Source organism: Brevundimonas sp. (assembly GCF_027484365.1).
Lineage (GTDB): Bacteria > Pseudomonadota > Alphaproteobacteria > Caulobacterales > Caulobacteraceae > Brevundimonas.
The window spans coordinates 77,180-99,465 of record NZ_JAIXTC010000017.1 but is presented as its reverse complement, the minus strand read 5'-3'; the positions used below and the strand labels follow the sequence as shown (position 1 = coordinate 99,465).

General features: G+C 68.1%; 23 protein-coding genes. 8 read left to right on the top strand and 15 right to left on the bottom strand.

Annotated elements, in window-relative coordinates; translation table 11 throughout:
* Positions 1 to 77: 77 nt before the first annotated feature.
* Complete coding sequence (locus tag Q0044_RS07410) at positions 78 to 2,453, bottom strand: TonB-dependent receptor (protein ID WP_298161197.1); 2,376 nt, start codon at positions 2,451 to 2,453, stop codon at positions 78 to 80.
* Between the two features lie 177 nt (positions 2,454 to 2,630).
* On the opposite strand from Q0044_RS07410, the gene Q0044_RS07405 reads away from it, so the two are divergent.
* Complete coding sequence (locus tag Q0044_RS07405) at positions 2,631 to 3,584, top strand: ATP-grasp domain-containing protein (RefSeq protein WP_298161195.1); 954 nt, start codon at positions 2,631 to 2,633, stop codon at positions 3,582 to 3,584.
* The gene (locus tag Q0044_RS07400) at positions 3,581 to 4,624 is read left to right on the top strand and encodes an LLM class flavin-dependent oxidoreductase (RefSeq protein WP_298161194.1); all 1,044 of its coding nucleotides are present in this window, start codon (positions 3,581 to 3,583) and stop codon (positions 4,622 to 4,624) included. The genes Q0044_RS07405 and Q0044_RS07400 overlap by 4 nt, the downstream gene beginning before the upstream one ends.
* A 165-nt stretch (positions 4,625 to 4,789) precedes the next feature.
* Here the strand turns inward: Q0044_RS07400 and Q0044_RS07395 are convergent, their stop codons facing one another.
* From Q0044_RS07395 to Q0044_RS07370, 6 genes are all read right to left on the bottom strand, one after another.
* Positions 4,790 to 5,575: an energy transducer TonB family protein gene (locus Q0044_RS07395; protein ID WP_298161192.1), complete on the bottom strand. Its 786-nt coding sequence runs from the start codon at positions 5,573 to 5,575 to the stop codon at positions 4,790 to 4,792.
* Between the two features lie 25 nt (positions 5,576 to 5,600).
* Complete coding sequence (locus Q0044_RS07390) at positions 5,601 to 6,137, bottom strand: CcdC protein domain-containing protein (RefSeq protein WP_298161191.1); 537 nt, start codon at positions 6,135 to 6,137, stop codon at positions 5,601 to 5,603.
* 83 nt (positions 6,138 to 6,220) lie between these two features.
* Positions 6,221 to 7,228 (bottom strand): fumarylacetoacetate hydrolase family protein, encoded by a 1,008-nt coding sequence (locus Q0044_RS07385; RefSeq protein WP_298161189.1) that lies wholly within the window; start codon positions 7,226 to 7,228, stop codon positions 6,221 to 6,223.
* Positions 7,229 to 7,273: 45 nt separating this feature from the next.
* Positions 7,274 to 8,059: a hypothetical protein gene (locus Q0044_RS07380; protein ID WP_298161187.1), complete on the bottom strand. Its 786-nt coding sequence runs from the start codon at positions 8,057 to 8,059 to the stop codon at positions 7,274 to 7,276.
* A 114-nt stretch (positions 8,060 to 8,173) separates the two neighbouring features.
* Positions 8,174 to 8,434 carry a hypothetical protein gene (locus tag Q0044_RS07375; protein WP_298161186.1) on the bottom strand — a complete coding sequence of 87 codons (261 nt, stop codon included), beginning with the start codon at positions 8,432 to 8,434 and terminating at the stop codon, positions 8,174 to 8,176.
* Entirely contained in the window at positions 8,431 to 9,501 is a 1,071-nt protein-coding gene (locus Q0044_RS07370; RefSeq protein ID WP_298161184.1) for an isoaspartyl peptidase/L-asparaginase family protein, read from the bottom strand. Before Q0044_RS07370 ends, Q0044_RS07375 begins: the two co-directional genes overlap by 4 nt.
* On the opposite strand from Q0044_RS07370, the gene Q0044_RS07365 reads away from it, so the two are divergent.
* Positions 9,501 to 9,758 (top strand): hypothetical protein, encoded by a 258-nt coding sequence (locus Q0044_RS07365; RefSeq protein ID WP_298161182.1) that lies wholly within the window; start codon positions 9,501 to 9,503, stop codon positions 9,756 to 9,758. The genes Q0044_RS07370 and Q0044_RS07365 overlap by 1 nt on opposite strands.
* A gap of 187 nt (positions 9,759 to 9,945) precedes the next feature.
* Here Q0044_RS07365 and hppD read toward each other — a convergent pair whose 3' ends face one another.
* Together hppD and Q0044_RS07355 are read right to left on the bottom strand one after the other, a co-directional pair.
* Positions 9,946 to 11,052, bottom strand: coding sequence for a 4-hydroxyphenylpyruvate dioxygenase (hppD, locus tag Q0044_RS07360; protein WP_298161181.1), 1,107 nt, complete (start codon positions 11,050 to 11,052; stop codon positions 9,946 to 9,948).
* A gap of 220 nt (positions 11,053 to 11,272) precedes the next feature.
* Complete coding sequence (locus Q0044_RS07355) at positions 11,273 to 11,899, bottom strand: exopolysaccharide biosynthesis protein (protein ID WP_298161179.1); 627 nt, start codon at positions 11,897 to 11,899, stop codon at positions 11,273 to 11,275.
* Between the two features lie 76 nt (positions 11,900 to 11,975).
* On the opposite strand from Q0044_RS07355, the gene Q0044_RS07350 reads away from it, so the two are divergent.
* From Q0044_RS07350 to Q0044_RS07340, 3 genes are read left to right on the top strand one after another with little or no spacing between them, the layout of a single operon-like run.
* Positions 11,976 to 12,551: a YqaA family protein gene (locus tag Q0044_RS07350; protein WP_298161177.1), complete on the top strand. Its 576-nt coding sequence runs from the start codon at positions 11,976 to 11,978 to the stop codon at positions 12,549 to 12,551.
* Between the two features lie 43 nt (positions 12,552 to 12,594).
* The gene (locus Q0044_RS07345; RefSeq protein ID WP_298161175.1) at positions 12,595 to 13,131 is read left to right on the top strand and encodes a disulfide bond formation protein B; all 537 of its coding nucleotides are present in this window, start codon (positions 12,595 to 12,597) and stop codon (positions 13,129 to 13,131) included.
* A 40-nt stretch (positions 13,132 to 13,171) separates the two neighbouring features.
* Positions 13,172 to 13,693 (top strand): demethoxyubiquinone hydroxylase family protein, encoded by a 522-nt coding sequence (locus tag Q0044_RS07340; protein ID WP_298161173.1) that lies wholly within the window; start codon positions 13,172 to 13,174, stop codon positions 13,691 to 13,693.
* A gap of 176 nt (positions 13,694 to 13,869) precedes the next feature.
* Here the strand turns inward: Q0044_RS07340 and Q0044_RS07335 are convergent, their stop codons facing one another.
* The 6 genes from Q0044_RS07335 to rpmH all read right to left on the bottom strand — a co-directional run bounded on the left by Q0044_RS07335 (position 13,870) and on the right by rpmH (position 19,961).
* Entirely contained in the window at positions 13,870 to 14,814 is a 945-nt protein-coding gene (locus tag Q0044_RS07335; protein WP_298161171.1) for an esterase-like activity of phytase family protein, read from the bottom strand.
* Positions 14,814 to 16,700: a cobaltochelatase subunit CobT gene (gene cobT / locus Q0044_RS07330; protein ID WP_298161169.1), complete on the bottom strand. Its 1,887-nt coding sequence runs from the start codon at positions 16,698 to 16,700 to the stop codon at positions 14,814 to 14,816. Before cobT ends, Q0044_RS07335 begins: the two co-directional genes overlap by 1 nt.
* 197 nt (positions 16,701 to 16,897) lie before the next feature.
* Positions 16,898 to 17,539 (bottom strand): ribosome biogenesis GTP-binding protein YihA/YsxC, encoded by a 642-nt coding sequence (gene yihA / locus Q0044_RS07325; RefSeq protein ID WP_298161167.1) that lies wholly within the window; start codon positions 17,537 to 17,539, stop codon positions 16,898 to 16,900.
* A complete protein-coding gene (gene yidC / locus Q0044_RS07320) occupies positions 17,536 to 19,365 on the bottom strand; it encodes a membrane protein insertase YidC (protein ID WP_298161166.1) in 1,830 nt (609 codons plus the stop codon). The genes yihA and yidC overlap by 4 nt, the downstream gene beginning before the upstream one ends.
* A gap of 5 nt (positions 19,366 to 19,370) precedes the next feature.
* Entirely contained in the window at positions 19,371 to 19,796 is a 426-nt protein-coding gene (gene rnpA, locus Q0044_RS07315) for a ribonuclease P protein component (protein ID WP_366941109.1), read from the bottom strand.
* A gap of 30 nt (positions 19,797 to 19,826) precedes the next feature.
* The gene (gene rpmH / locus Q0044_RS07310) at positions 19,827 to 19,961 is read right to left on the bottom strand and encodes a 50S ribosomal protein L34 (protein ID WP_013268133.1); all 135 of its coding nucleotides are present in this window, start codon (positions 19,959 to 19,961) and stop codon (positions 19,827 to 19,829) included.
* 142 nt (positions 19,962 to 20,103) lie between these two features.
* Here rpmH and Q0044_RS07305 point away from each other — a divergent pair, with 142 nt between their 5' ends.
* Positions 20,104 to 20,826 carry a TVP38/TMEM64 family protein gene (locus Q0044_RS07305; RefSeq protein WP_298161161.1) on the top strand — a complete coding sequence of 241 codons (723 nt, stop codon included), beginning with the start codon at positions 20,104 to 20,106 and terminating at the stop codon, positions 20,824 to 20,826.
* Complete coding sequence (locus tag Q0044_RS07300; protein WP_298161159.1) at positions 20,823 to 22,283, top strand: sensor histidine kinase; 1,461 nt, start codon at positions 20,823 to 20,825, stop codon at positions 22,281 to 22,283. The genes Q0044_RS07305 and Q0044_RS07300 overlap by 4 nt, the downstream gene beginning before the upstream one ends.
* Positions 22,284 to 22,286 lie beyond the last annotated feature (3 nt).

Below are 22,286 nucleotides of genomic sequence, written 5' to 3'. Positions count from 1 at the left end.
TATCCCGGAAAGAAAACGGGCTCCTCCCCGTCGGCGACGGGAAGGAGCCCTGGCAGTATAGGCGGCAGGCGTGACGCCTAGTAGGCGACGGTCAGGGTGGCGAAGACCTGTCGCGGCGCCGAGGTGTGGAAGACCACGATCGATCCGGCCGCATCGTCCGGCGCGAAGACGCTGGAGTCGAAGTTCGAGGCATAGCGCTCGTTGGTCAGGTTGGTGACGTTGACCGAGAACCGCGACCCCGGAGCGCCCAGATTGTCGAAGTCATAGCTGAGGCCGAGGTCGAAGGTGGTGACCGCGTCGAAGCCCTGGTCGTTGGTGTAGGTGTAGAACCGTTCGCCGGTGTATTTGCCGGCCAGGGAGGCCGAGAAGCCGTTCCAGTCCAGGGTCAGGACGCTGGCGACCATTTCCTTCGGCGTATCGACCTGCTGCTTGCCGGCCGTGGCCTTGAGCACGCAGGTCGCGGTGCAGAAGTTCAGGTCTTCGTCATAGGTGGTCTCGTTGATCGAGACCGAGTTGTACCAGGTCAGCCAGTCGGTTGCGCGCCACAGGGCGGCCATCTCGAAGCCGTTCGAGGTGACGCCGCCGGCATTGTGGAAGGAGTTGCCGCAACCGGGGTTCTGCTGCTGGTTCGTCGGGCAGGGGTTATACTGCAGCAACCGGTCGGCGAAGAGCATGTGGTAGGCGGCGACCGAAACCTGCAGCGGTCCCGAAACGTAGCGGTAGCCGGCGTCAAGGCTCTGCGAGGTCTCCGGCTTCAGGGTCGCGCCCTGCAGGTCCCAGATCGCCTGGGACACCGATTGCGGTCCAAGCTTGAACCCGCCCTGGTACATGGCGATGTTCTCGGAATAGCTGGCATAGAGCTCGTGGCCCGGTGCGACCTGCCAGTGCACCCCGATCTGAGGCAGGAAGTTGTCCTCGGCCGTCAGGCTGCCGGTCGCGAACTGGCTGGAGGCCGGCGGAGCGGTGACCGCGATGCCGGGACGGGCGAAGGCGTTCGATTCCGACCAGGTGCTCTTGAAGCCGAACTCGACCGTGACCGCGTCGTTCAGCAGCGAGACCGTGTCCTGGACATAGAACTGCCGGGTCTCCCACTCGGTCTCCTGTACCCATTGGGCCGAGGCGGGCTGGCCGCCGAGGAAGTGAGCCAGGCTGAAGGGACCGGTGACGTCGTTGCGGATGTAACGGGCGGCGCTGGACGTGTTCTCCTCCAGCCAGAAGCCGGCCTCGATCTCGTGCATGCCGAACGCCCAGGTGGCGCTTCCCAGAACGCCGGACCGGTCGATGGTGTAGCGGGTGTCGCGGATCTGGACCGGCAGGTCGTCGGCCGTGGAGGCCGTGCCCTGGGTCGAGAGGCCGGTGATGAAGTTGTTGCCCGCGCCCTTGTCGGTGTGGGTGTACACCTGACCGCGCACGCTCAGGTCTGCGGTGACGTCGAGGTCGGCGGCGAGATAGTAGAGGTCGTCGTCGCGCAGGATCTGACCGTTGGTGAAGGTCACGTCAGAGTTCCGCCGCGGGGCGACGGCCGGGACGCAACGCGCGGCCAGCGACGGCACGGAACAGGCGGCGACCCCGAGATAGGCGCTCCAGTCGGGCGCATAGCCGCCCCAGTCCGGACCCAGGCGGTTCAGCATGTCCTTGGACAGATAGGCGTCGTCGGCCTGGTTGGTGCGCGACAGGTCGGCGAAGGCGGTGATGCGGCCCCGGCCGAAATCATAGATCGCCTTGGCGTTCAGCTGCTTGCCCCATGAGGTGTTGTACTGGGGCTGGTTCACGAACAGATCCTGTTCGCTGTACTGGGCCGAGACATAGGCCGAGAAGCCGCCGTGCTCGCCGGTTTCGAGCCGGAGGAAGCTGCGCTGGGTGTTCTCGGAGCCGAGGCTCTGGCTGGCCGTGAACCCCATGTCCCGGGCCGGGTTGCGCGAGGTGTAGATCAGCGCGCCGCCGAGGTTGCTGGTCGACGGAATGCTCAGCCCGGCGATGCCGGTGGTAAGGTCGGCGCGGCCGAGGTTCTCGGAGATCAGGGCCCGGCTGATCGTCAGGCCGTTGTAATTGTTGTAGGCGCCGTCGCCGAGCGGCATGCCGTCCAGCGAATAGCCGAGGTGGGTGGTCGAGTAGCCGCGCACCTGCAGTGACAGCGACTGTTCATTGACGCCCAGGGCGTCGATCGACTGGGCCATCACGCCGGGGAGATAGTTCAGCGCCTTCTGGATGCTGGTTCCCGGCGGCAGGACGTCGAGGTTCTGGGACGTCAGGGTCGAGACCGAGCGGGTCTCGCCCGAACCGATGACGACGATTTCGTCGAGCTGATCGTCAGAGGCGACGACCTGGGCCGGGGCGGTCTGGATGACCTCGGCGGCGCGATCCGGCTCTGCAGCCGAAGCGGCTCCAGCGAGCGTGGTCACGGCCGTGCCGGCCAGCAGCCAGGCGAGCTTTGAGATTTTGAAGTGTGACATGATGACGCGATTTCCCCAGGAATTGGGTGACGCCTTAGGCCGGTCGCATAACGGCAAGGCTTCCATTCTGCGACGGTCGAATGACGACGGGCGACCGTGGCAAGAAAGTCCGCATTCCACCGACTTCACTTTCGGACCCCCTTGCGTTCCATCGTGGTGTAACGCATCTGCGCTGGCATGAGCGCCTCCCTGCCTGACCTCGCCGTCGTCTATGAGCATCCCGAGTGGTTCGAGCCGCTGTTCGCGGCGCTGGACCGGCACCGGGTCAGCTATGTGAAGGTCCCGCTGGCGGGCGGCGCCTTCGATCCGGCCGGGTCGCCGGCGCCGGGGACGGTGGTGTTTTCTCGCGTGGCCATGTCGTCGTTCCTGCGGGAGCCCGAGCATCCGATCTTCTATGCCCAGAGCCTGTTCGAGCACTGGCAGGGGCAGGGGACGCGGGTGGTCAATGCCTCGGCCCTGAACATCGACACCTCCAAGGCCCGGCAGATGTCGCTGATCGCGCGGCTGGGGCTGAAGGGGCCGGCGACCAGAGTCGCGCATCGGCAGGCGGACATTCCGGCCGCGGCCGAGGGGCTGCGCTATCCGGTGCTGGTCAAGGCCGATATCGGCGGCGCCGGGGCCGGGATCACCCGCTATGAGACGCCGGAAAAACTGGCCGAGGCGGCGGGCGAGAAATGGTGCCCGGTCGGGGTCAACGGCATCTCCCTGATCCAGGAATATGCGCCGCGCCGGGACGGGAAGATCACCCGCGTCGAGACGCTGAACGGGAGGTATCTTTACGCCATCGACATCGAGAGCCCGGGCGACGCCTTCGACCTGTGCCCGGCCGATGCCTGCCTGGTGCGGCCGGGCGCGCCGACCCTGACCATGACGAAGACCACGCCACCCCCGGAGATCATCGAGGCGGTCGAGCGGCTGGCAGTGGCCGGCGAGCTGGAGGTCGGGGGAATCGAATATCTGATCGACGACCGGGACGGGTCGGTCCTGTTCTACGACATCAACGGCCTGTCCAACTTCGTGGCGAAGCCGGTCGAGGTGCTGGGCTTCGATCCACACGACGATCTGGTTGAATGGCTCAAGGGCATCGTCGCCGAGGAGAAGGCGAAGCGCGGTAGGGGAGTGGCGGCATGAGGTACGGATACTGGGCGCCGGTCTTCGGCGGGTGGCTGAGGAACATCGCCGACGAGCGCGAGGCCTCGTGGGAGAATGCGTCGCGGCTGGTCAAACGGTCGGAGGCCCTGGGCTATGACCTGACCCTGATCGCCGAGCTGAACCTGAACGACATCAAGGGGATCGAGGCGCCCGCCCTGGACGCCTGGTCGACGGCGGCGGCCCTGGCGGCGGTGACCGAGACGATCGAGCTGATGGTGGCGGTGCGGCCGAACTTCCACCAGCCGGCCCTGTTCGCCAAACAGGCGGCCAATATCGACCGGATCTCGAACGGGCGTCTGGCCCTGAACGTGGTCTCGTCCTGGTGGGCCAAGGAGGCGGAGAGCTATGGCCTGCAGTTCGACCAGCATGACGATCGCTATGCGCGGACGACCGAATGGCTGCAGGTGCTGGATCGTCTGTGGACGGAGAAACGGGTCGATTTCGAGGGCCGATACTACACGCTTCAGGACGCCATCGTAGAGCCGAAGCCGACGTCGTCGCCTGAACGGCCGCGCCCGGTCATCTATGCCGGCGGGGAGTCCGAGGCGGCCAAGACCCTGATCGCGAAACACTGCGACGCCTATGTCATGCACGGCGACGAACCGGAGCATATCGCGGCGAAAATCGCCGACATGCGGGCGCGGCGGGAAGGCTTCGGCCTGCCGCCGATGTCATACGGCATGGCCGGCTATGCGATCGTGCGCGACACCGAGGCCGAGGCCGAACGCGAGCTGGAGCGGATCACGACCATCCCCGGTCTGGCCGAGGGCGCCCCGCCGGCGGGCTTCGCCAACTTCGACCAATGGCTCTCGGGCACCGAGCTGGAGCGCGAACTCAAGATCCGCGAATACAGCGTCTCCAACCGCGGCCTGCGCCCCGGCTTCGTCGGCACGCCGGAGACCGTCCGGGACCGGATGCAGGAATTCGAGGCCGCCGGACTGGATCTCGTCCTGCTGCAGATGTCGCCGCAGGAAGAAGAGATGGAACGGTTCTCGGCCCAGGTGATCCGGGCGAACTAGCGGCCCGATGGCTCAGCGACGCTCCATCTGGACGTTCGTCCGGTAGACTATGCGTCGGACCGGGAGGGGCCTGTCCGGCGGCCTCGAATTCCTGCAAACGGGGCCAGAAACAGACCGAGCCCTGCGGAGATGACGATCTTCAGCCCGGGAACTCCGGTCATTGGCTCATCCCATCCTGTAGTTCACGCGGAAGCCGATCATTCGGGGGGCGTACTGGCCGACGGTCTCGCCGGGACTGGTCAGGCGCGCCCTGTCGGTGGCGCGCAGGGCGGCCCGCCCAAAGCCGCCGTCGACCGGGAACTCGGATTCGACCTGGCATTGATCGATACCCCCGTCGGGCTGGACCACGCAGGTGAGCACCGCAAAGCCCTCGGCATAGTGGGTGGCGGGCCAGGTCGGCCGGGGTTGCCGTTCCCAGACGACGCCGCGCGGCAGACCGTTCTCCTCGATCTCCGGCAGGAGGGCGTCGCGGGCGTCCTCCAGGGGGCGTCCGCACGCGGCCAGGGTTTCGTCGATGGCCGCCGAGGATGCGGGCAGGGTGAGATCGTGGCGAAGGTTCCGACCCTGGCCGCCCCCGCCGGGAATTACGATGCTGACGGGGCCGCCGTCACGGAGCGAACGCGCCAGGCTGGCGGGATAGTCGGCCATGGCCACCGTGCGGTCTGTGGTGACGCTCCAGATCGAGTCATGCAGGTGGTCGGCGGAGGGGCCGATTCTCAGGGTCCGGATGCGGGCCTGGCGCGGGGCCACGGGCAGGCCGGCGATTACGGCGCCGTAGACTCCGTCGACGCAGCGGAAGGCGATGGTCAGACCTGTGGTGGTCGGGACGAAGGCGAAGACGGTCCTGTCTTCCGGCTGTCGAATGATCTCCCAGTCGTCGGTCTCGTCCTGGGCGAGGGCGGCGCCGGCGCCGGCGATCAGGAACAGGGTTGTCAGGGCCTTGAAACGCATACGCCTACTCTCGACTGGAAGGGGATCAGACGGCGGCCTCGACATGGCTGTCGGTTCCACCGGCGAGGACGCGGCGGGCGCGGATGAACATCTCGATCCGCTGGACCACGATCATGCCGACGACGAACAGCAGGAAGGCGTCGGCGACGGCCAGGGCGTTCAGATGCCAGGCGGCGGCGTGGGGTTCCAGCACCGAGCGCAGGGTGCTGCGGCCGAGGAAGAGGCCGATGATCAGGAGGATGCCGAGGGGCGAGGCCTGGGCCTTGAGCGTGCCGTCCGCATGGCGTTCGATCGTGGTCATCTTGCCGCGCCACCAGCCGGCGGCGCAGCCGAGGCCGAGGCCGAGGGCGAGAATGGCCCAGGCGATCGCGTCAAACGGCGTGTGATCGGCGCCGGGCTCCAGACTGGTTCCCCAGAGGGCCAGACCCATCAGGGGGACGATGATCGCGGGGGTGACCCACATCCACTCGGGTCGCAGCGTCCGGGGCGCGCGGTTCCGCAGCAGGATGATCGGCAGCATGATCACCAGGGCGATCAGCGGTGCGTACTGTTGCGGCGTCATGGCCGGGCTCTCCGCGACGGCGTGTCGCCGCGAGAGTCAGATAAGCACGTTCAGCTTGTGCCGGGAAGCGGCCGAAGATCCCGTCAGACGGGTTGAACGACCTGTTCGATGGCTCCGAAGATCGAGTGATGCCGGTCGTCGAGCATCTCGATCCGGACAGTGTCGCCGTGCTTCAGGAAGGGAGTGACCGGCGCGCCCGTCGTGATCGTCTCGACCGTGCGGATCTCGGCGATGCAGGAATAGCCCTGGCCGCCCTGGTCCACCGGCTTGCCCGGACCGCCGTCGGCGCCCTTGTTCGAGACCGTGCCCGATCCGATGATCGTGCCTGCGCCGAGCGACCGGGTCTTCGCCAGATGGGCGATCAGGACGCCGAAGTCGAAGGTCATGTCGACGCCGGCGTCGGCGCTACCGAATGCCTTGCCGTTCAGCTGGACCTGAAGCGCGCCCGAAAGCTTGCCGTCCTTCCAGCGGTCGCCGAGCGCGTCGGGGGTGACGAAGACGGGCGACAGGGTCGAGGCGGGCTTGGACTGGACGAAACCGAACCCCTTGCCCAGTTCACCCGGGATCAGGTTCCTCAGGGAGACGTCGTTGACCAGGCCGACCAGGCGGATATGGCCGCGCGCCTCTTCCGGCGTCACCCCCTGGGGCACGTCACCGGTGACGACGACGATCTCGGCCTCGAGGTCGCAGCCCCAGGCTTCGTCGGCGAGCGGGATCGGGTCGCGGGCGCCCATGAAATGATCGGAGCCGCCCTGGTACATCAGGGGGTCGGTCCAGAAGCTCGCGGGCATCTCGGCGCCGCGCGCCTTCCGCACCAGTTCGACGTGGTTCACATAGGCCGAGCCGTCCGCCCACTGATAGGCGCGGGGCAGGGGGGCGGCGGCGTCGCGCTCGTGGAAGCGGCCGCGCGGCACGGCCTCGTGGTCGAGGCTTTCGGCTAGGGCGCGGAGTTTCGGTTCGCAGGTCTCCCAGTCGTCGAGCGCCGCCTGCAGGCTGGGGGCGATCAGGAAGGCATCGGTGAACCAGGCGAGATCGGAGGAGACGACCACGAGGCGACCGTCGCGGCCGTGCTTGAGCGAGGCGAGTTTCATGGGCGCAGGCTAGGCGCTTTCGTCCCGGCTGCAAACCGTCTGCGGCTAGAGCAGAACCCGCCGGGCCTCGCGCAACTCGCGAATCCGCTCGGAACTGTTGGACCAGTGATCGTGGAACTGGCGGATGGCCCGGCTGAGCGCCTCGGTCTGTTCCGGCGCGCTCATGTATTCGATCTCCGGCCTGGCGGCAGGCGCGGGCGCGTCATGCTTCGGTTCGCCCTTGTGGTGGCAGTCCGGACGATGCGCACCCGTGCAGCCGCAGGTCGCGTTGGCACCCGGCGGAGGCGCGACCGGCAGGCCGCCCACATAGACCTGATTGATGGTCACGGAGGCCGGCGTCACAGGCCCGCTGCTGCCACCGCAGGTGCAGGCCTGAGGTTTCCCGCAGCTGCAACCGGTCGCGTGGGCTTGATCGTGCGACTTCTGAACCGCCAGCGCCGGTTCGGTCTTTGCGGGCTTCTTCTCGCCCTTGATCGCGTCGTCCAGCGCCTTGAGCGGTCCCGTAACGCCCTTCGTGGCCTCGATCACCGGCCCGAGGTGGCGCCAGATCGTCTGGCGCAGGATCTCGGCACGCGCCTTCAGTTCGTTGCTGGGCGAGGCGAGGGCGTCGGTCGAGGCCTTGAGAATGGCCTTGTGAATGTCGTCGGGCGTCCGGCTGCCGGCGGTGCGTGTCTCGCCCGCGTGCCAGCGGCCGAGGAAGAACATCCCGATCGCAATGGCCAGCAAGAGCAGGAACAGGATCAGGGCCAGCAGCGGCGGAAGCCCCAGGAACAGGGTGTCGTCCTGGGGCGTGAAGACCGCGTCGGCCGTTTCGAAATCCGATGGATACATACCCAGTCCCCGCAATCGCCGAACGCCGTGCGATCATGCCGCAGGGGTGAACGCCTGACCACGGAAAAGGTTAACGGCGGACTGTGAAGGTTGTGGGTTTCCCCGCTCTGCGTCTCAGGGCGCGTGCAGGATGGCCCGGGTCTCCACGCCTTCGCGGGCGGCGGTGTCGCGCACCTCGACCTCGACGATGATCGCGCCCTCGGGCTCGAGGGCCCAGAGGTAGCGACGCTCGATCTCGACCGTGCGGCCTGACGGGGCGAAGCCTTCGAAACTGTCGCCCCAGGGGGTGATCCGCCTGAGTTCGGGCCAGGTCAGGGCGCAGGCGGCGTTGAGCTCCTCGTGCGCCATCTGGGTCAGCTCGTCGGAGGCGCTCATTCTTCGTCCGCATAGATGGCGACGTCGGGGGCCGGCTGGTCGGCCGAGACGCGGCCGCGGTACATGCCCGAGGTGGTCATGGCGAAGGCAGGCCGGCCCTGGAGGTCCATGACGACTACCCCGCCATATCCTCCAAGCGACAGGGCGTCGTCGACCTCGGCCTGGGCCGCGACCTGACCCGTCGCGCCGTGGGCGATGCGGGAACAGATGTCGCGAGCCACCGAGGCGCGGATGTAGAACTCCCCGTCACCGGTCGCCGAGACCGCGCAGCCGTCGCGGTTGGAGGCGTAGGTGCCCGCGCCGATGACCGGCACGTCGCCGACCCGGCCCCAGCGCTTGCCGGTCGTGCCGCCGGTGGAGGTGCCGGCCGCGAGATGGCCCCGGCTGTCGAGGGCGACCGCCCCGACGGTGCCGAATTTGCGCTCGTTGAGGGGCGGGGCCGAGGCGTCATTGTCGGCGATGGCGGCGGGCGCGGGCGGCGCGCCTGCGGGGCGTTCGGGGATGGGCAGGTTGTTGTCGGTCAGGAACTTCACCAGTCCCTGCCAGCGGCGCTCGGTGAAGAAGAAGGAGGGGTCGACCTGCTCCAGTCCCTGGGAGGCGGCGAAGGCGTCGGCCCCGGTGCCGATCAGCATGACATGGGGCGACTGCTCCATCACCGCCCGGGCGGCGGCGATCGGGTGGCGGGTGGTGGTCAGGCCCGCCACGGCGCCGGCTGAAAGGTCCGAACCGTTCATGACGGCGGCGTCGAGTTCGTTGCGGCCGGCGGCGGTGAAGACCGCGCCGCGCCCGGCGTTGAACAGGGGGTCGTCCTCCATCAGCCGGATCGCGGCCTCGACCGCGTCGAGCGCCTCTCCGCCGTTGCGCAGGACCTCGGCTCCGGCCTCCAGAGCCCGGGTCAGGGCGGCGCGATAGGCGGCGTCCTGTTCGGGCGACAGGTTGGCGCGTTCGATGACGCCCGCCCCGCCGTGGATGGCGAAGGACCACCGGGGCGCGTCCTGGGCGGCGGCGGGCGTTGTCAGCGCGAGCGCGGCGAGACCTGCGAGGGCATACAGCTTCAGATTGCACATTGGCTTGGCATCCCCGTTCGCGCTATATTCCGGCCATGTCCGAGGTGACCGACATCGTCGTGCCGATGCTCCAGAAGATTCAGCACCAGCTGGGTCGTCTCGAAGCGGATATGTCGAACATCAAGGAAGACATGCACCTGATCAAGGTCCGGGTCACCGGGCTGGAAGAGAACATGGCCGGCATGAACCGGCGCATGGACAAGTTCGAAGTTCGCCTCGACCGCATCGAACGCAGGCTGGATCTCGTCGAGGCCTGATCCTCACGGTTCCCGCTTGTGGTGGGACCATTTCCAGACGCGATAAGCCACGATCGGGGCGAAGCCGCCGATCAGGGCGCAGGCCAGCACGGGCCAGAACCCCATCTGGAGCCACTGTCCGATCAGGCCGCCGACCACGGCCGCGACGAGCGGGCCGAGGAACGGCAGCCAGGAGGGAGGCGCGATCTTAATTGGCGTCGACCTTGATGACCCCGCGACGGATCTGGTCCAGCTCGATGGAATCGAACAGGGCCTGGAAGTTGCCGTTGCCGAAACCCTCATTGCCCTTGCGCTGGATGATCTCGAAGAAGATCGGTCCGAAGGTGTCCTGGGTGAAGATCTGCAGCAGCAGGCCGTCCTCGTCCGAACCGTCGATCAGGATGCGGTTCTTGCGCATCCGCTCCACGTCATGCCCGTGGTTGGGCAGCCGTTTGTCGATCAGTTCGAAATAGGTCTCGATCGTGTCCTGGAACTGGACGCCGCGCTCGCGCATCGTCTCGACGGTGGCGAAGATGTCGTCGGTGGCCAGGGCGATGTGCTGGATGCCCTCGCCGTTGTAGCGCTTCAGGAACTCCTCGATCTGGGAGTTGTCGTCCTGGCTCTCGTTCAGGGGGATGCGGATGGCGCGATCGGGCGCGATCATGGCCTGGGAGAAGAGCCCCGTCGCCTTGCCCTTGATGTCGAAATATTTCTGCTCCTCGAAGGCGAAGACGTCGCCGTAGAAGCCGGACCAGGTCCGCATCTGGCCGCGCTTCACATTGTGGGTCAGGTGATCCAGCAGGTGCAGGCCGACGTTGTTCTTGCGCTCGGCCTCCTCCCAGCCCTCGATCTCGTCCCAGCTGTCGTAGAGGGAGCCGGTCTCGCCGTAGGCGTCGATGATGTAGAGCAGGGACCCGCCGATGCCGCGAAGGACATAGGCGCCCTCGCCGAGGGCCCCGCCGTCGTGGGCGTCGGCCGGATGGGCGCCGCGGGCGACGGCCTCGTCATAGGCCTTCTTCGCATCGTTGACCCGGAAGGCCATGCCGTTGGCCGAGGGGCCGTGGTCGCGGGCGAACTCGCCGGCGTGACCCTCGGGCTTCGTATGGACGAGGAAGGTGATGTCGCCCTGCTTCATGCGGACGACCCCGTTCTTCGGGTTCACATGGGTCTGGACGAAGCCCATGATCTCGATCTGTCTGATCATCGACTGGGGGTCGGGGCCGGTGAATTCGACGAATTCGAAACCGTCCACGCCGAGCGGGTTTTCATAGGCGGGGAGGGTGGCGTCAGCCGTGCGGGCGGTCAGGTCGTCCATGGGGCGTCTCCTGGAATGGCGGGATCGGGCGACACGGCCCGACCGGATTGGCGCGGAACCTAGTCGCGGATCGCGCCAGAGCCAAGGCGGGGAAGCGAGACCTTGCACGCGAACGTGATTCCGGCGCGACGCGGGGTCGCCTGAACCCGGCCGGGCCGCGGCGTCCGTCCGGCGGCGGGCCTTGCCAGGAATCGCGTCTTCCAGCCCGCCGGATTGGCGATCAGCCCGGGATCAGCCGAGCGGCCCAGTCGGCTCCCATCAACAGTCCCACGCTCACCGCGCCCAGCAGGCTCAACCAGGCCGTGGCCACCCCGGACCCGGCGATGACAAACAGACCGTCGCGCTGGATCAGGCCGACCGACAGCAGGGCGAGCGCGATCGAAGGGATGGTGTTGGTGAAGGGCAGGACGATGGTCAGGGTGGCCAGGATCATGAACACTGCAGCCAGCTTTTCACCCGCCCCGGTCGCGAACCCGAGCAGGCGGGGCCGCGACAGGCGTTCAATCCAGCCCAGTCGTGTCTCGGCGAAATCGGCCATGGCCGCCAGCCATGCCCCCTTGGCGCGCAGGTTCAGGATCCTGCCCGGCAGCCACGGCTCCGCGCGTCCGATCAGCAGCTGTGCGGCGACCAGGATGATGATGACGCCGACGGCCTGGGGCACGCCGTAGAGCCCGGGGACGAGGCAGGGGATCGACAGCAGCAGGATCAGCAGGCCGTAGGCGCGCTCGTCCAGCCGGTCCCGGATCTCGCGCAGGGTCAGGCCGTGATCGCCGCCGTCGTCGGCGAGGCGACGCAGCAGTCGGGCCAGATCCTGGGTGACGTCGTCCTGATGACCGGGGGCAGGCATGAGCATGAGGCTCCTTGGGCGAGACGGGTCCGCTGACCGAGGTGACGCAATGCCGCAGGGATGCTAACGGCGCCTGATGCTCCGCAAACTCTACGACTGGGTCTTCGAACAGGCGCGCAAGCCCTATGCCGAAAAGACCATGGCGGTCGTGTCCTTCGCCGAGGCCTCTTTCTTCCCCATCCCGCCGGACGTGATGCTGGCGCCGATGATCCTGTCGCGGCCGGACCGGGCCTATCGCTATGCGGCGGTCTGTTCGATCGCCTCCCTGCTGGGCGGACTGCTCGGCTATGCGATCGGCGTCTTCCTGGAGCCCGTGGCCGTCAGGCTGCTGGAGGTCTTCGGCCACGGCATGGACATGAGCGTCTATCAGTCCTGGTTCGCGTCAAACGGCTTCCTGGTGATCCTCGGCAAGGGACTGACGCCCATCCCGTTCAAGCTGGTGACGATCGCGGCGGGTCTGGCGCATTTCCATCTGGGCCTGTTCATCCTGGCCGTCGCCCTCACCCGGTCCGGGCGGTTCTTCCTCGAGGCCTGGATCCTCAAGACCTGGGGGCCGTCGATGCTGGAGATCGTTGAAAAGCGACTGGCCCTGTCGTTCGTGGTCGCCCTGGTCCTGCTGGTCGGCGGCTTCCTGGCGCTGAAGCTTCTCTAGAGCCTGATCGACGGACGCCTTCGGCGCCGCTAAGACGGTCGTCATGAGAAGCGCTTACAGTCTCCTGACCCGTTGGTGGACCGCCTTCGCCCTAGCGATATCGCTGGCGATGCTGGGCGCAGCCCATGCGTTCGAGCGGTTCGCCGGCCTGTCGCCGTGCAACCTCTGCCTCAAGCAGCGCGAGGTGTTCTGGGGCGCGGTGGCCATCGCGCTGGTGGCCACCCTCTGGGCCATCATCAGTCAGGCGCGCCGGGGCACGCCGCGGATCGCCGCCTTCCTGCTTTTCGCCGTCTTCGCCACGGGCGCGATCACCGCCGGCTTCCATGCCGGGGGTGAGCTCAAATGGTGGGCCCTGCCGGCCCTGTGCTCGGGCGGCGGCGCGGCCGCCGATCTGGAAGGTCTGACTTCGCTGGCCCTGGGCACCGGGCCGGCCGTCCGTATCGCCATGTGCGACGCGGTGACGTGGAGCTTCCTCGGCCTGTCCATGGCAGGGTGGAACGCCCTGATCTCTGCTGCGCTTGCAGGGTTCAGCCTGCTCGCCGCCAAGAGGCCCAAGGATGCAAGAGCACCCCGGAACTGAGACCCGCCGCACGCCTCTGCCCCGTCCGGGGCGGGGGGCGATGCGCGCGAGGATGGCCGAGATCCTGCGCGTCGATCACGCCGGGGAGTTCGCCGCCGTCAAGATCTACGAGGCCCAGGCGAGGGTCTTCGACGGCGTTCGCGGCAAGGAGGCGATCACCGCCGACATGGTCGGGATGAAGGCCGGGGAAGAGGTGCACAAGGCGCGTTTCGACGTCCTGCTGACCCAACACGGTGTGCGACCGACGGCCATGTTGCCGCTGTGGTCGCTGGCGGCCACGGGGCTGGGCGCTGCCACGGCCCTGATGGGCGAGAAGGCCGCCCATGCCTGCACCGAAGCCGTCGAGAGCGTGATCGAGGAACACTATGCCGACCAGATCGCCGAACTGTCCGACCGCGATCCGGAACTGGCGGCGGAGCTGACGAAGTTCCGCGAGGACGAGCTGGAACACCACGACCATGCCGTGGCTCACGGCAGCCGCGAGGCCCCGGGGTATCGGCTGCTGAGCGCCGTGATCAAGGCGGGCTGCCGGGTGGCGATCAAGGTCAGCGAACGGGTCTAGACCGCCTTCCCTTCTCCCCTTGCGGGAGAAGGTGGCCGAGCGAAGCGAGGTCGGATGAGGGGTCACGCTGACGCCGAACGGCAACTCCCTCGAGCCCAAATTCCAGCCGCCGGCAAGACCCCTCATCCGTCAGCCTTCGGCTGCCACCTTCTCCCGCAAGGGGAGAAGGGACTTGGTCAGCGCCTCACATCAAACGCCAGCAGCAGGGTCTTCTGGACGAAGTTGTTGTTGTCGTCGCTCAGGAGATAGAGGCGGGTCCCCGTCGCCGTCGGGACCGCGGCGATCCCCTCGAAATTGTCGGTCGAGGCCGGCGGGCGCAGGTGGATCAGGGGCTCAGACAGGGTCCCGTCCGGGGCCATGCGCCGCACACGGGCCTGCATATTCAGGGGCGGGACGAACAGGCGCTGGACGATGAACCAGCCGCCCGCGGGGTCCACATCGACGCCCGTGGTCAGGAAGCCGTCGTCGTATGAGGTCGGGGCCCTGGGCAGGGGCTCGCAGGCGTCGGCGTCGCACAACCAGGCACCGCCGGCCTCGCCGAGCGCCAGCCACTTTCCGTCGGGGGCGGGGGTCAGACCCTCGAGGCCCTGATTGTCCTCGAACGGATGACGGGGCGTGGAGACCAGGACCGGCCGGTCGTTCGCCTCGACGCCATAGGACCAGATGCGGTGGTCGCGCTCGAAACTGATCAGGACGCGGCCGTCGGGCAGCAGGGCCAGGCCTTCCGCATCCGCATTGGCCTTGGGCGTCAGGACGGCGCCGTCCGGGCCGGTCAGGGGGCGGCTGACGGCACGGTCGGCCGAGGTCAGGCGGCCGTTGCGGTCGAGCCGGATCGTGAAGCGGATGAGGTCGCCGAAATCGCTGACCACCCAGGCGCGGTCGCCGTCCATCTTCAGGTCCGACAGGCCGTGCAGGTCCGGCCCGCGCAGGACCAGGCCGCCCGCCCAGGTGACGCCCGGCGCCAGGGTCGCTCCACCGATGCCCAGGGGCACGTGGCGGGCCTCCAGACGGATGGCGCGGTCGGGACCTGTGGCCGCACCCGGCATGGAGGTCGCGATGGCCGCGCAGGCCGCCATGCCCATGAGGGCCAGCGACATCCCCGCGCGGAAGACCAGCCTCATCACGCCGCGCGTTTCAGCCGGCGACCGGCCTTCTTCGCCGCCTGTTTCGGGGCCGCGTCGAACAGTTCGGCCAGCTTCTCGATCATGACCCCGCCCAGCTGTTCGACATCGACGATGGTGACGGCGCGGCGATACCAGCGGGTGACGTCGTGGCCGATGCCGATGGCGATCAGTTCGACGGGCGAATGAAGCTCGATGCGCTCGATGACGGCGCGCAGGTGCTTGTCCAGATAGAGGGCGGCGTTGGCCGACTGGGTCGAGTCGTCGACCGGGGAGCCGTCGGAGATGACCATCAGGATCTGGCGCGACTCCGGCCGCGCCTTGAGCCGGTCGTGGGCCCAGGTCAGGGCCTCGCCGTCGATATTCTCCTTCAGCAGGCCCTCGCGCATCATCAGGCCGAGGTTCTTCTTGGCCCGGCGCCACGGCGCGTCGGCGGCCTTGTAGATGATGTGTCTGAGGTCGTTCAGTCGGCCGGGCATGGCCGGTTTGCCGGCCGTGATCCAGGCCTCGCGCGCCTGTCCGCCCTTCCAGGCCCGGGTGGTGAAGCCGAGGATCTCGACCTTGACGCCGCAGCGCTCCAGCGTCCGTGCCAGGATGTCGGCGCAGACCGCCGCGACCATGATCGGCCGGCCGCGCATCGAGCCGGAGTTGTCCAGCAACAGGGTCACGACCGTGTCCCGGAACGGGCTTTCGCTCTCCATCTTGAACGACAGGGGGCTGGTCGGGTCGGTGATGACCCGGGTCAGGCGGGCGGTGTCGAGCACGCCCTCTTCCAGATCGAAGGCCCAGCTGCGGTTCTGCTGCGCCATCAGGCGGCGCTGCAGCTTGTTGGCGAGGCGGGCGACGACGGAGGACAGGATGGTCAGCTGCTGGTCCAGCAACGAACGCAGACGATCGAGCTCCATCGGGTCGCACAGGTCGGCGGCGTCCACGACCTCGTCGAAGGCGGTGGTGAAGACTCGGTAGGCGTCGATGACGCGGCCGTCGTCCGAATTTTCCTGACGATTGGGAAGCGCGCCCTCGGCCACGTCGGGACCGTCGTCGGCGGCGTCGCCGTCGCGTTCGGCGGGGGAACCGTCGGGGCGGGCGTCGCGGTCCTGTTCGGAGGTGGGGTCCTCGGAGGCGCCGTCCATCGACTGGCCGCCCTCGCCGCCGCCCTCGTCCTCCTCGTCGTCCTGGTCCTCGCTGGCCTCGGGCTCCTGGGGATCGGGTTCCTCGTCGCCCTGATCCTCGGAGGCGTCGTCGCCGCGGCCGTCGCCGGGATCGAGATCGAGCGCGCGCAGCACGTCCTTCAGCGCCTTGCCGAAGGCGGCCTGGTCGCCGGCCGTCTCCGCCAGCCTGTCGAGCTGGACGTGCGCCTTGCCTTCGATCTCGGCGCGCACGAGGTCCAGCATGGTTCCGGCCCCGTCGGGCGCACGCTGGCCGGTGACGCGTTCGCGCAGCAGCAGAGCGACGGCCTCGGCGACGGGAACGCGGTCGGCCTCGGTGACGCGCAGGGCGCCCATCTTCTCCAGACGGGTCAGGAGGGCGGCGTTCATATTGTTGCGTACGCCGGCCAGGGCGGTGGAGCCGTGGGCCTCGACCCGGGCCTGTTCAACCGCCTCGAACACCTCGGCGGCGCGGGTGTCGGAGGGGCGCAGGGTCGAATGGATAGCCGGATCGTGATTGGCGAGGCGCAGGGCCAGCCGGTCGGCCTGACCCCGTATGGTGGCGCTGTCGCCGTCCGAGGGCGTGCGCGGCGGATGGGGCAGGGTCAGGACGCCGCCGGTCAGCTTGGGGCCGTCCGAGCCGAACACGACCTCGAGCTCGGACTGTTCCGCGAGGGCGCGGGCCGCATGGGCGAGCGCGCGCTTGAAAACCTCGGCGGGGGTGTCGGCGGGGGGCATGGAGGCTAGTTAGGCGGTCAGGACTGGAGAGGCCAGAGCAGACCGGCTCCCTCTCCCGTTGGGAGAGGGATTGAGCGCCGGAGAGCGTAGCGAACCGCCTTACGCGAAAGGGTGAGGGTCGTGCGTGACCGGTGAGGCCGAACCCTCATCCGTCTCGCTTCGCGAGCCACCTTCTCCCACCGGGAGAAGGAAGGGAATCAGAGCTCCGCGCCCGTCGTGCGCATGATCTCGGCGCGAAGTTCGGGCAGGCCGGCACCCTTTTCGGCCGAGGTCACGGCAACGGCCGGGAAGGCGGCGGGGCGTTTGGAGATGGCCTTCAGCGTCGCGGCCTGGACCGTGTCGCGCTCATGCGCCTTGATCTTGTCGGCCTTGGTGAGGACGATCTGGTAGCTGACCGCGGCCAGGTCGAGGGCGTCGAGCGCCTCGGTGTCGACCGATTTCAGGCCGTGGCGGGCGTCGATCAGCAGATAGACCCGCTTCAGCGTGACCCGGCCGCGCAGATAGTCGCGGCCCAGATTCTGGAACTGGCGCACGGTCGATTTCGAGGCCTTGGCCCAGCCGTAGCCGGGCAGGTCGACCAGACGCATCTTGCCGTCGAGGTCGAAGAAGTTGACCTCGCGCGTCCGGCCCGGCTCGTTGGAGGCGCGGGCCAGCTTGTGCATGCCCACGAGACCGTTGATCAGGCTGGACTTGCCGACATTGGACCGCCCGGCGAAGGCGATCTCCGGCAGGTCGGGCTCGGGCAGCTGTTCGATCTTGGCCGCGCCCATGACGAAGGTCGCGGGGCGCTGGAACAGGACCCGCGCAGCCTCGACTTCTTCGTCGGAATACTCGGTCAAGCGGGCTTCTTCGTGAGTTTGGCGATCAGGTCGTCGATCGGGTTCTCGGCCTTGAAGCGGTGCATGATGACATACTGCTGGGCGATCGAGAGGACGTTGTTCCAGGCCCAGTAGAGCAGGAGCCCGGCCGGGAAGCCCGCCATGATGAAGGTGAAGATGATCGGCATCCAGGCGAAGATCTGGCGCTGGACCGGATCGGGCGCCGGCGGGTTCATCGCCTGCTGCAGCCACATGGTGAAGCCGTAGATGATCGCCAGCACGCTGAGCGCCAGGGTGAAGCCGCCGGCGTGCGAGCCGATCAGGCCGCCGATCAGCGGCACGGCCGACGGATCCCACGGGATCAGGCCGAACAGGTTCCAGATATTGGTCGGGTCCGGCGCCGACAGGTCGCGGATCCAGCCGAAGAAGGGCGCGTGCCGCATCTCGATGGTGACGAACAGCACCTTGTACAGGGCGTAGAAGACCGGGATCTGGACGAGGATGGGCAGGCAGCCCGCCAGCGGATTGATCTTCTCCTTCTGGTACAGCTCCATCGTGGCCTTCTGCTGGGCCTGCGGGTCGTCCTTGTGCTGTTCCTTGATCTTTTCCATCTGCGGCTGGAGCTTCCGCATCTTGGACAGGCTCTCGTAGCTCTTGTTCGCCAGCGGGAACATGATGAGCTTGATGGTCAGGGTCAGCAGCAGGATGGCGACGCCGAAGTTGCCGACCAGGCCGTAGAAGAACTCGACCAGCAGGAAGATCGGCCGCGTCAGGAAGAACAGGAAGCCCCAGTCGATCGCGTAGATGAAGCGCGGCAGGTCGTACTGCTCCTCGTAGGCGGACAGGATTTCGTTGCGCTTGGCGCCGGCGAACAGGTGCTGGACCTCGGTGATCTGACGACCCGGATTGATGGTGTGGGTCTCGCCCAGCATCCGGGCCTCATGGATGTTGTAGCGGTCGGCGTCCGTGACGACGAACTCGGCCTCGACCGTCTCCGTCTGGGGCGGGATCAGGGCCGCCATCCAGTATTTGTCAGTCATGCCCAGCCAGCCGCCGGTGGACTCGAACTCTTCGCGCGGCTTCTTGGCCCAGTCGCCGTATTTCAGCTGGGTGGTGGCGTAGCCGTCGCCCTTGGAGAAGGTGCCGATGGCGCCCTCGTGCAGGATCTGGGTCTTGCCGAGCGCCGGCGGCACGCCCTGGCGCTCGATGCGGCCATAGGGGGCGATGATGACCGGCTGGGTCCCCAGGTTGGCGACCGTGTCGGTGACCGTGAACATATACTGGGCGTCGATGGCGATCTGGCGGGTGAAGCGCAGGCCCTGTCCGTTGTCCCAGGTCAGGGTGACCGGGGTCGTCGGGGTCAGGGTCGCGCCGTCGGTCAGACGCCAGACGGTGTTCGGTCCGGGAACGCCGCCCGCGACATTGGGGCCGGTCCAGCCGAACTGGACGAAATAGGCGTGCTCCATGCCTTGGGGTCGGAACAGTTCCTCATAGGGCGAAGAGGGATCGACGGTCTGGCGATAGTTCTTGAGGAACAGGTCGTCGATACGGCCGCCCTGGAGCGACAGCGACCCCTGCAGCGTCGGCGTCGAGACCGGAATGCGCGGGACGCGGCCGAGCGCCTGGGTCCGGTCCGTGACGAAGGTCAGGGCGCCCGTGGCGCTCGAGCCGGGAACGGCGCCCGCCGTCGCTCCGGCCGGGGCCGCGGCCTGTGCGGCGACGGCGGCGTCCTGGGCGGCCTTACGGCGCTCCATCTGCGGGCCCATGACGAAGACCTGGTACAGGATCAGGATCGCCGCCGTGCACACGGCGAAGATCACCATGTTGCGCGTGTTCTCGTTTTTCATTCGGATCAGCGGTCCAGGTGGTCTGAAAGGGGGGCGGGCGTGTCGGGAGAAGTGGTGGCCGGCCGGGCCGGTCTGGGGCCGTCGGCGGGGGTCGCCAGCCTTGTAAGCGCCGATTTCACATCGTCAAGCAAACGCTCCCAGGGGCGGTCGGCCGTGCCTTGCCGGGCGATGAAGACATAGTCGCTTCCCGGCACGCCGTGCTGGCCGACCAGGGCCCGCGCGGCCTCGCGCAGGCGTCGTTTGCAGCGATTGCGCGCCACGGCCCCGCCGACCTTGCGCGTGGCGGTGAAGCCGACGCGCATCGTCGCATCCCCGTCGGCGCGATCCAGCCGCTGCACGACCACGGCGCCGCGGGCCAGAGAAACGCCTTTCGCGGCCGCCAGAAACTGGGGCCGCGAGGTCAGGCGATGGATTGTAATGGCAATCGTCATCGGTCCCCCCGGATGGAGGGGGCAGGCCGCTTAAGCCGTCAGCTTCTTGCGGCCCTTGGCGCGACGCCGCGCAACGATCTTCTGTCCGTTCTTGGTGGCCATCCGCGAACGGAAGCCGTGACGGCGCTTGCGCACGAGTCGCGACGGCTGATAGGTCCGCTTCACGGTCGGCTCCAGAGGTTATGAGTTGCGCAAGGGACGAACGTGTCCTCTGCGGGAAGGGCGGGCGTATAAGGGGCGAGGCTTCGGCTGTCAACGCCGGGGACGCCTCCGGCAGCCAGGAACGGCCGGGAGCGTTGGGGTGACTATGGACCGGATCAAACGATTTCTGCCCCTGGTGGTCCTGGCCTGCGTCATCGGCCTGATCTTCGGCATGGGCTGGAACCGCTATCTGTCGCTGGAAACCCTGCGGGAGCATGGCGCGGAACTGCGGGCCTTCACGGCCGGGAACTATGTCCTGGCCCTCCTGGTGCTGATGGCGATCTTCGCCACAGCGACGGCCAGTGTGGTGCCCGGAGTCTTCTTCGTCACCATCACGGCAGGCTATCTGTTCGGGCCATGGGTCGGCGGGGTCTCGACCTCGATCGCCGCCACCGTCGGCGCCCTGATCGTCTATGCCGTCGCGCGGTCGGCCCTGGGCCGGGACCTGCGCAACAGGGCCGAACGGGATCAGGGCATGCTGCAGAAGGTCTGCGCCGCCATCGACAAGGATACCTTCTGGTATGTGCTGGCGTCGCGCCTGGCCGTCGTGGTGCCCTTCCATATGATCAATATCGCCGCCGGCATCATGTCGGTGCGGCTCCTGCCCTATACGGTCGCGACGGTGATCGGCCTGCTGCCCGCCCACATCATCTATTGCTGGATCGGGGCGCGGCTGAACCAGCTTCTGGCCGAGAACCCGAACCCGGACATCCAGTCCCTGTTCGCCCAGTTCTGGGCCCCGATGGCCGGCGTCTTCGTTCTGGCCGTCGTCCTGCCCGTCGTCCTCAAGTCCATCCAGGCCCGTCTGCCGGGAGGCGCGCCGACGTGAGCGGACCCGGCGGCCTGCTGGATCGGTTGCGTCTGCCCGCGGACTGGCGCGAGCGGCTGACCCCCCATGCGCCGGACGGCCTGTCGTCGCGCCTGCTGCTGCTGACCGTCCTGTTCACCCTGGCGGTCCAGGCCCTGATCCTGGGACCCAATGCCGCGAGCTTCCATGAGCGCTGGCTGCAGGACCGGCTTCAGGCCGCAGAGCTGGCCTCGGTCGGCGTCGAGGCCCTGCCCTACAGCGCTGTGGACGACCAGACGGCCGAACAGCTGCTGCGCATCGGCGGGGTGTCGGCGGTGGCGATCAGCGACCAGGGGGTGATGCGCCAGCTGCTGCAGGCTCCGAACCTGACCCGGGCGCCCGACTTCATCGACCTGCGCCGCCGCAGTCTGGCGGCGCGGCTGTGGGATCCGGTGCGGACCCTGTTCGGGCCGCCGGACCGGTCGATCCGGGCCCGGGCGGCGCCCCGCTATCGGTCCGGGGATTTCATCGATGTGGTGGCGCCCGCCGAGCCGCTGAAGATCGAGCTCCGGGCCTTCCTTCTGAACAGTCTGCTGGTCTCGATCCTGATTTCGGTGGTGGCGGGCGGACTGCTGTACACCGGCCTGTCCTTCCTGGTGCTGCAGCCGCTGCGCCGGGTGACCCGCTCCATCGAGGGCTTCGCCGCGGACCCCCAGACCGTCGCCCCGACTCCGTCGGATCGCCACGACGAGATCGGCCGGGTCGAGCGCGAACTGGCCAGCATGCAGGAGGAGGTCCGCCAGGCCCTGCGCTCCCGTTCGCGCCTGGTGGCCCTGGGCGAGGCCGTGGCCAAGATCAACCACGACCTGCGCAACATGCTGACCTCGGCCCAGATCGCCTCGGAGCGTCTGGCCGATTCCGCCGACCCCCAGGTGGCCAAGGCGCTGCCACGGCTGGAACGGGCCCTGGGGCGCGCTGCGGCCCTGACGCGCAATGTGCTGGACTACGGCAAGTCCGAGGAGCCCGAGCCGGTTCTGGATCGCATCGTCCTGGCCGCCGCCGCGAGCTCGGCCGCCGAGGACGCGGGGCTGGACGGTCAGGGGGTGCGGCTGGTGAAATCCATCCCGCCCCGTTTCGCCGTCCAGGCCGACGCCGACCAGCTGCACCGCATCCTGGTCAATCTGATGCGCAACGCCCGCCAGGCCATAGAAGGCGACGCCACGCGCGCGACGCGCCGGAAGGGCCCTCTCGGCTCGGTCCGGATCGAGGGCTCCAGCGAGCCCGGCTGGTGCGTCATTCGCATCATCGACGACGGCCCCGGTATCCCGCCGCGCCTGTCGGAACGGCTGTTTGAACCCTTCGTCAGCGGCGGTTCAGCCGACCGCACGGGTCTGGGCCTGACCATCTCGCGCGAACTGGCGGCCAATCACGGAGGGGAGCTGAGGCTGGTCGAGACCGGCCCGACCGGGACGACCTTCGAGGTGCGCCTTCCGGGCTGAGGC

Coding starts and splice junctions, on each gene's coding strand:
- Q0044_RS07340 (WP_298161173.1), top strand. CDS start 13,172: ATGCGCGCGAGGATGGCCGAGATCCTGCGCGTCGATCACGCCGGGGAG.
- Q0044_RS07395 (WP_298161192.1), bottom strand. CDS start 5,575: ATGCGTTTCAAGGCCCTGACAACCCTGTTCCTGATCGCCGGCGCCGGC.
- Q0044_RS07305 (WP_298161161.1), top strand. CDS start 20,104: ATGGACCGGATCAAACGATTTCTGCCCCTGGTGGTCCTGGCCTGCGTC.
- cobT (WP_298161169.1), bottom strand. CDS start 16,700: ATGCCCCCCGCCGACACCCCCGCCGAGGTTTTCAAGCGCGCGCTCGCC.
- rnpA (WP_366941109.1), bottom strand. CDS start 19,796: ATGACGATTGCCATTACAATCCATCGCCTGACCTCGCGGCCCCAGTTT.
- yidC (WP_298161166.1), bottom strand. CDS start 19,365: ATGAAAAACGAGAACACGCGCAACATGGTGATCTTCGCCGTGTGCACG.
- Q0044_RS07350 (WP_298161177.1), top strand. CDS start 11,976: ATGCTCCGCAAACTCTACGACTGGGTCTTCGAACAGGCGCGCAAGCCC.
- Q0044_RS07375 (WP_298161186.1), bottom strand. CDS start 8,434: ATGAGCGCCTCCGACGAGCTGACCCAGATGGCGCACGAGGAGCTCAAC.
- Q0044_RS07390 (WP_298161191.1), bottom strand. CDS start 6,137: ATGACGCCGCAACAGTACGCACCGCTGATCGCCCTGGTGATCATGCTG.
- hppD (WP_298161181.1), bottom strand. CDS start 11,052: ATGGACGACCTGACCGCCCGCACGGCTGACGCCACCCTCCCCGCCTAT.
- Q0044_RS07400 (WP_298161194.1), top strand. CDS start 3,581: ATGAGGTACGGATACTGGGCGCCGGTCTTCGGCGGGTGGCTGAGGAAC.
- Q0044_RS07355 (WP_298161179.1), bottom strand. CDS start 11,899: ATGCCTGCCCCCGGTCATCAGGACGACGTCACCCAGGATCTGGCCCGA.
- Q0044_RS07410 (WP_298161197.1), bottom strand. CDS start 2,453: ATGTCACACTTCAAAATCTCAAAGCTCGCCTGGCTGCTGGCCGGCACG.
- Q0044_RS07380 (WP_298161187.1), bottom strand. CDS start 8,059: ATGTATCCATCGGATTTCGAAACGGCCGACGCGGTCTTCACGCCCCAG.
- Q0044_RS07405 (WP_298161195.1), top strand. CDS start 2,631: ATGAGCGCCTCCCTGCCTGACCTCGCCGTCGTCTATGAGCATCCCGAG.
- Q0044_RS07385 (WP_298161189.1), bottom strand. CDS start 7,228: ATGAAACTCGCCTCGCTCAAGCACGGCCGCGACGGTCGCCTCGTGGTC.
- Q0044_RS07370 (WP_298161184.1), bottom strand. CDS start 9,501: ATGTGCAATCTGAAGCTGTATGCCCTCGCAGGTCTCGCCGCGCTCGCG.
- Q0044_RS07335 (WP_298161171.1), bottom strand. CDS start 14,814: ATGAGGCTGGTCTTCCGCGCGGGGATGTCGCTGGCCCTCATGGGCATG.
- Q0044_RS07345 (WP_298161175.1), top strand. CDS start 12,595: ATGAGAAGCGCTTACAGTCTCCTGACCCGTTGGTGGACCGCCTTCGCC.